Here is a 6,493-nt window from a genome sequence, read left to right as displayed (position 1 = left end):
GCGGGAACGGGCGCCGGCGCTTTCCCCGCGCGCTCCGGGACCGGGTTTTAAAGAAGAATCCTGAAGTCTTCCGCCGGCTCCGGAACGCGTCTGAAAGACAATGCTTTCAGACTTGAACGGTCCTCACCGTCGCGGAGCGATTCGCTCCAGACTTCAGGATTAAACCCTCTAAGGAGCGCGCGGGGAAAACACCGCCGCCCTTTGACTCTTCCCTTTTTTACAACAAGTTTCTCCCTTGAATAAATGGAGCGGGTGCCGCCGGAGCCGGGTTAGCGGGGCCTTCGCGAACCTGAGGCTTACGCAAGCGCCGAAGGTGAGTGATGGAAGCCGGCCACGGTGTGGACGGCTGTCCCCGCGTTCCGGTCCGGCGGCAAGCCCAGCCCTTTTGGCCCAGGAACCATGGCTAATTAGCTCCACCTTGTATAATTGACTGTTGCCGCGAAGCCAAAAGAGCTGGACAGGCCCCGCGAACCCGCAAGGCCGGCTGCCGGATAAAAAACATTCCTCCCTCTTACCCGTGAGGCGCCCGGATTTTAAGAGGGTTGCCAATGAAGAGACGGTGATTTTTAGGGGCCTGCGAAAGTCGGGAAATAGCAATTTTTGGAGGGGTTTTACAGAATAAAACGGGGTCCGCGGCGGCGTCAGTCAGGCCGCAGTCACCTGCCGGCAGGCAAGGCAGGCAGATTGCAAGTCACAAGTAAGAGATTGTCAGACGGTGGAGAAGACTGCCGGTTCGGGGCTTGGGCGCTATTTGGGATTATATTTCGTTTTGTACCCGGGATTTTCGTCTGGACGTAATTTATTAGGATAATTCCAGTCCGTTTTGATATTTACCATGACGGTCTTCAGCTGCTTGAAAACTTCGTAAGGGTTTTCCACCGCGATAAAATCTTCCGTAAGAGAATTGCCTTTGCTGTCGACTTTCCCGGCTGAAATACGCACCGTACCTACGCCCAACATGTTTTCCAGCGGGTTAACAGTAACCTGGACATCCGATATTTTGTCGTAATCCACCGCGTTAAAATCTATGCCCCAGAAACCACTTCTCATCATTACGCGTTTATTGGTAATGGCATAAAAAGTATTTTTATGCACCAATACAAGACGGAACATGTTAAGGATACTCCCCCAAAAAGGGAATAAATGCAAAGCAAAAAAAGGCACGATGAAGCCCAACGGCTCGGAGCTGTTCGCGCCGCCCATGGGCCTTATGAAACCGAAATAATCTATCGCCCCCCATAACAAACCGATGGCCAAAAACGGAATTCCGGTGCACAAGAACGGGAAGAACCGCGGTTCTCCCACCCAGATAATATTTTCATCCTCGTCTTTAACAGCCTGGAATTGCTGCGGGAGATCATTTTGAGTGAGCATTTTTCGACTCCTTCCCTGTCCGGCGCTATATGGCAAATGCCGCGGCAGTGAAAACAAGCGGGTTAACGGGGCTTTTTGTCCGCATTGCCCAATACTAGCATATTCATTTTTAAGACGGAAAAAACACGCCGGGCTATTTGCGGGAAAGGTCGGAAATCTCCATAAATTCTTTCACGCCTTTGTGTTCCGACTGGCGGAATTTGGCGGGCTCGGACACTTCCACGAACTCCCCCCCGTAAAGCATGGCCACCCGGCTTGAAATTTCAAGCGCGAGCTTCAGATCGTGCGTTACCACCACCGACGTGATATGAAGCTTGGCGCGCATATCAAGAATAAGGTCCTTCACCATACCCGTGGTCACGGGGTCAAGGCCCGTGGTGGGCTCATCGTAAAGGATATATTTAGGCTCCGCCGCCACGGAACGGGCCAGCGAAACCCTTTTTTTCATCCCCACAGACAATTCCGCAGGCTTTAACTGCTCGACATCTTTTAAGCCGACCAAAGCCAGCTTTTCTTTTACGATCCGTGGATAGTCGCTTTTAGGGACATCCGTAAGATATTTCAAGCCGAAGGCCACATTGTCCATAACCGTAAGAGAATCGAACAAAGCCCCCTCCTGGAACAGATAGCCGAAACTGCGCCGCACGCGCGCCAGAGTAAATTCGTTCACGGTGGACGCGATATCCTGTCCGTCCACGATTATACGCCCGCTCTCCGGCTTAAGCAGGCGTATGAGGCATTTAATAAAAGTGCTCTTGCCTATCCCCGACGGGCCTATAACGCTGAACAACTCGCCCTCTTTAATATCGACGGAGATATTCCTAAGCACGCGCTTCTCGCCGAAAGCCTTGTTTAAATTCCTTATTTTGATCATAAACTTTTCCAACTCACCCAAAGGGCCGGGCATGAGGCTGCTCTGGAGCCACATAGCGGATGGGGGGCCCCGCTTCGGGGGGAAACCACGGGAGGCCGTCTGAAAGCCATAGGCTCTTGAGACGGCACCTGCACAGGCATTGGGTTTCCCACGTGGCGGAAGGGCAGCCCCATGACTGGCCCGCACCACATCATATGCCCACCGCCACCAGCAGCGCGCTGATAAAGTAGTCCATAACCATCACCAGCACCATGCTGACCACCACCGCCTCAGTGGTGGCCTTGCCCACGCCCTCCGCGCCGCCTTTCGTGTTCAAGCCCTTGTAGCAGGACACCGTGGCTATCATGAAAGCGAAGAAAAAAGTCTTCAAAAAACCGTGCATAAAATCCTCTGTGCCCAGGTAGGTAAAAATATCGTCCTTGTAAACCGCCGGCGAAACGCCCAGCTTGACCATTCCGACAAGGCAGCCGCCCAGCACTCCCAGAAAATCCGCGAAGACGGTCAGCAGCGGCAGCGTGATCATGAAGGCGATATAGCGCGGCACAAGCAGGTAGCGCGTCGGGTTGGTGCCCAAAGTGTAAAGAGCGTCTATCTGCTCCGTCACCTTCATGGTGCCTATTTCCGCCGTGACCACCGCGCCGGCGCGGCCGGCCACCACTATGGAGGTAAGCACCGGCCCGAGCTCTTTCAGCATGGAGAAAGCGACCATGGTGCCGATATACATCGGCTCGTTGAAAAGATTTTTCATGGAATGGCCCATCTGCAGCGCCAGCACCATGCCGGTAAAAAAGCTGGTCAGCGCGGTAACCGTTATTGAGTCCACGCCTATCTTCATCGCCTGCTTAACGGCCTCGCCGGCCTCGAACCTGGACCTGAAAAGCCAGAAAACCACGGACTTGATCATAAGCGCCACGGCGCCCATAGTTTCGGCCAGGCTCATAAACTCCCTGCCCACATATTCCGTCAAACGGTGTTTCATAAAAGATAACTGTTCAGGTGGATAGGCTGTTAAATAACCATATGCCGTAGGCTTTAAGCCATAGGCGGATACAAAATAAGCCCTTAAGGGTTCCCTTACAGCTTACAGCTTATGGCTTATGGCTTATGGCATACGGCTTAAAGCAATTGCTCAGCCTGCAACCTATTCCACATACACCCGCGGCACTCTGGACGAGAGAAGCGTGGTAATTTCGTAAGGAATTGTAAGCGCCTTCACTGCCAGCTCGCGCGCCGTAATTTCTTCCCTGCCCTGCCGGCCTATTAAAACGGCTTCATCCCCGACCGAGACCTCTTTTACCCTGGTAACATCGATCATAAGCATGTCCATGGTAATATTGCCAAGCACCCTGCAGCGCCGTCCGCCCACCAGAATATCGGCCTTATTGGAAAGGGCGCGCGTGTAGCCGTCGCCGTAGCCGATAGGCAGCGTGGCTATCTTCATAGGGCCGGGAACCCTGAAAGACTTGTTATAGCTGATATAGGCGCCGCGCCGCACCGTTTTTACAAAAACTATTCTGGTTTTAAGAGTGAGAGCCGGTTTAAAACCTTCCATGCAGCCGTAAGCGGCAAGCCCTACCCGCACCATATCCCGGCGGCTTTGCGGATAGTTAAGCGCGGCGAAGGAATTGGCGGTGTGCTTTATAAGCGCGCCCCGGCCGGCGGATTCCAGTTCCCCGGCGGTCTGGCTGAAAATTTCAAGCTGCCGGGCGGTAAACTCAGGGTCGCTGTCGGCGCTTGAAAGATGCGTGTATAACCCCTCCGCCACGACGGTTTTGGAAGCGCCAAGCGCCTCAAAAATTTTAATGACGGCCGGCTTCCGCGCCCCTATGCGGCCCATGCCGGTTTCAAGCTTCACATGGCACAAGGCCTTTTTGCCCAAGCGCTGTGAAGCCCGCGCAGCCTGGCGCGCGCCCTGAAGGCTTGAAATGGTAAGAGTCAGATTCGCGTGGAGAGCCTCGACAAAGCTTTCGAACGGATAAAGGCTTCCAAGCACCAGCACGGGAGATCTAACTCCGGCCCCGCGCAGCGCGAGCCCCTCCTCCACCGACGACACGCCATACCCCCAGGCCAGCTTTTTCTTTTCGGCAAAAACGGCCGCTGCCGCGGCGCCGTGGCCGTAGGCGTCTGCCTTTACCACGAACATCACGCGGGTTTTAGCTCCCACGGTTTTTTTTATTTTAATGAGGTTGGCTGAAAGCGCAGGAAAATTTATTTCAGCGACGGTAGGCCTGTAAACTTTCATTGGAAGAATATATGATTTAGCACTGATACTAAAACACCGCTTCTTCCGCTATCTGCTCCAGTCCTGGAGGCGCGGGGTCGTCAAAGCGGGTGTATTCCTTGAAGAAATTCAGGTGCACATCCCCCACGGGGCCGTTGCGCTGCTTGGCTATTATAAGGATAGCCTTGTTTTTAAAGTTAGGGTCGTCCCTTTTATAAACTTCTTCCCTGTGTATGAGCGCCACCAGATCGGCGTCCTGCTCAAGCGAACCGGACTCGCGCAGGTCTGAAAGCTGGGGACGGTTTCCCTCGCGGGCCTTGTCCTCGCTGCGGCGGTTAAGCTGCGAGAGGGCGAGCACCGGCACTTTAAGCGTTCTGGCCAGATCTTTTAAAAGCCGGGAAATCTCGGACACTTCCTGCTGCCGGTTTTCAATGCGGCCGGTGCCGCGTATGAGCTGGATATAGTCTATGATGATCAGGCCGAGCTCTTTATTCTGGTTTTTAAGCAGGCTCATCAGCTTGCGGGCGCGCGTGCGGATATCAAGTATATTCAGGCTGGACGAATCGTCTATCCAAAGCGGCGATTCCGAGATCAGGGAGGAATACCTTGTAAGCTCGCTCCATATTTCCCTGGGAAAATACCCCTTGCGCACATTTCCAAGGTCCGCCCGGGCCGCGCCGCAAAGCATCCTCTGGAAAATGGCGTGCTTATCCATTTCAAGCGAAAAAACGGCCACGGGCACTTTCTTTTCAACGGCCGCGTGATAGGCCATATTAAGCGCCATGGCGGTTTTGCCCTGGCTGGGCCGGGCCGCCAGTATTATAAGGTCGGATTTTTGCAGGCCGCCGGTCATATCATCCAGCCGGCCGAATCCCGTCGCCACGCCGGTTATGGGGGAATGGTCGCCGTAAGATTTTTCAAGCCGCTCAAGCGTTTCTTTGGCAAGGACCTCGGCGGAAGTAAAGCCGTGATCGGTGTTGGTCTGGGCCACGGAAAGTATCTCTTCCTGGGCGTAATCAAGCTGGTGGGCCACGTCTTCGGGGCTCGTAAAGGACCTTTCTATAACCGTGGTGGACACGCGGATGAGCTCGCGCAGGATGGCTTTCTCTTTAACCAGCTGGGCGTAAGCCTGGGTGTGGGCCGGCGTTGAGACCTTTTCCGTCAGGTCCGCCAGATATTTCTGCCCGCCCAGATCGTCAAGGCGGCCGGCTTTTTTAAGTTCCTCGGTGAGCGTTACCATGTCAACCGGCTGATTTTTGGCGTAAAGGGCCCCGATGGCTTCAAAAATTTTCCGGTTGGAATCGTTATAGAAATGTTTGGCCTGCAGGATTTCGCTTACGGTCTCCACCGATTCTTTGGAAATAAGCATGGCGCCGAGGACGGCCATTTCCGCCTCAAGCGAATGGGGAGGCACTTTGGGAGTGTTCATTTGAAGAGATTACACGGATTAGTAAGAGAGATTACACTTTTTCCCCTGCAAAGCGATCTGTGTAATCACCGGGTTGCGGCAGCCCTACTTGCTTTGGGCTGAAACCGCAACTTTCACCTTGGCCGTGATGTTCTGCTTAAGGGCTATTTCCACTTCAAAATTCCCCACGGCTTTTATGGACGCGGGCAGCTTTATCATGTCTTTGTGAATTTTAATGTCGGCGGCCTGCAGATTCTTGATGATGTCGCTCTTGGCGATAGAGCCGAACATAACGCCTTCCTCGGACACCGGCCGTGAGAAGGAAAGGGTGATGGCGGTCAGGCGCTTGGCGATTCCCTCAAGGCCCGTGTTTTCCTGCGCCAGGCGCTTTGAGCGCCTGACTTCGCTGTTCTTCCACGCCTTGAGGGCGCCCTCGGTGGCCAGTTCAACCAGGCCGCGGGGCAAAAGGTAATTGCGGGCGTAGCCGTCTTTCACCTGCTTTATCTCGCCCGTCAGACCGATATTGGAAACGTCTTTCTTGAGTATAACTTTCATATTTAAGCCTCTTACTTGTGATTCGTAACTTGAAACTTGTGACCTGCGGCGCTTTGCGCCG

At 54.0% G+C, this 6,493-nt stretch carries 6 protein-coding genes; all 6 read right to left on the bottom strand.

The window, feature by feature from the left end:
* Nucleotides 1–747 precede the first annotated feature (747 nt).
* On the bottom strand, nt 748–1,374 hold the full coding sequence (locus tag NTX59_05555) for a PH domain-containing protein (GenBank protein ID MCX5785133.1): 627 nt from the start codon (nt 1,372–1,374) through the stop codon (nt 748–750).
* 133 nt (nt 1,375–1,507) lie between these two features.
* Nucleotides 1,508–2,248, bottom strand: coding sequence for an ATP-binding cassette domain-containing protein (locus tag NTX59_05550; GenBank protein ID MCX5785132.1), 741 nt, complete (start codon nt 2,246–2,248; stop codon nt 1,508–1,510).
* Nucleotides 2,249–2,438: 190 nt separating this feature from the next.
* Complete coding sequence (locus NTX59_05545) at nt 2,439–3,227, bottom strand: ABC transporter permease (GenBank protein MCX5785131.1); 789 nt, start codon at nt 3,225–3,227, stop codon at nt 2,439–2,441.
* A 162-nt stretch (nt 3,228–3,389) separates the two neighbouring features.
* Nucleotides 3,390–4,490, bottom strand: coding sequence for an alanine racemase (gene alr, locus NTX59_05540; protein MCX5785130.1), 1,101 nt, complete (start codon nt 4,488–4,490; stop codon nt 3,390–3,392).
* Nucleotides 4,491–4,518: 28 nt separating this feature from the next.
* Nucleotides 4,519–5,898 carry a replicative DNA helicase gene (dnaB, locus tag NTX59_05535; GenBank protein ID MCX5785129.1) on the bottom strand — a complete coding sequence of 460 codons (1,380 nt, stop codon included), beginning with the start codon at nt 5,896–5,898 and terminating at the stop codon, nt 4,519–4,521.
* An 84-nt stretch (nt 5,899–5,982) separates the two neighbouring features.
* Nucleotides 5,983–6,432 (bottom strand): 50S ribosomal protein L9, encoded by a 450-nt coding sequence (rplI, locus tag NTX59_05530; GenBank protein ID MCX5785128.1) that lies wholly within the window; start codon nt 6,430–6,432, stop codon nt 5,983–5,985.
* Between the last annotated feature and the right edge of the window lie 61 nt (nt 6,433–6,493).

The sequence above is a fragment of the Elusimicrobiota bacterium genome (genome assembly GCA_026388155.1).
Lineage (GTDB): Bacteria > Elusimicrobiota > Elusimicrobia > Elusimicrobiales > UBA9959 > UBA9634.
The sequence above is the reverse complement of the archived record's forward strand: the minus strand, read 5'-3'. Positions and strand labels throughout refer to the sequence as shown.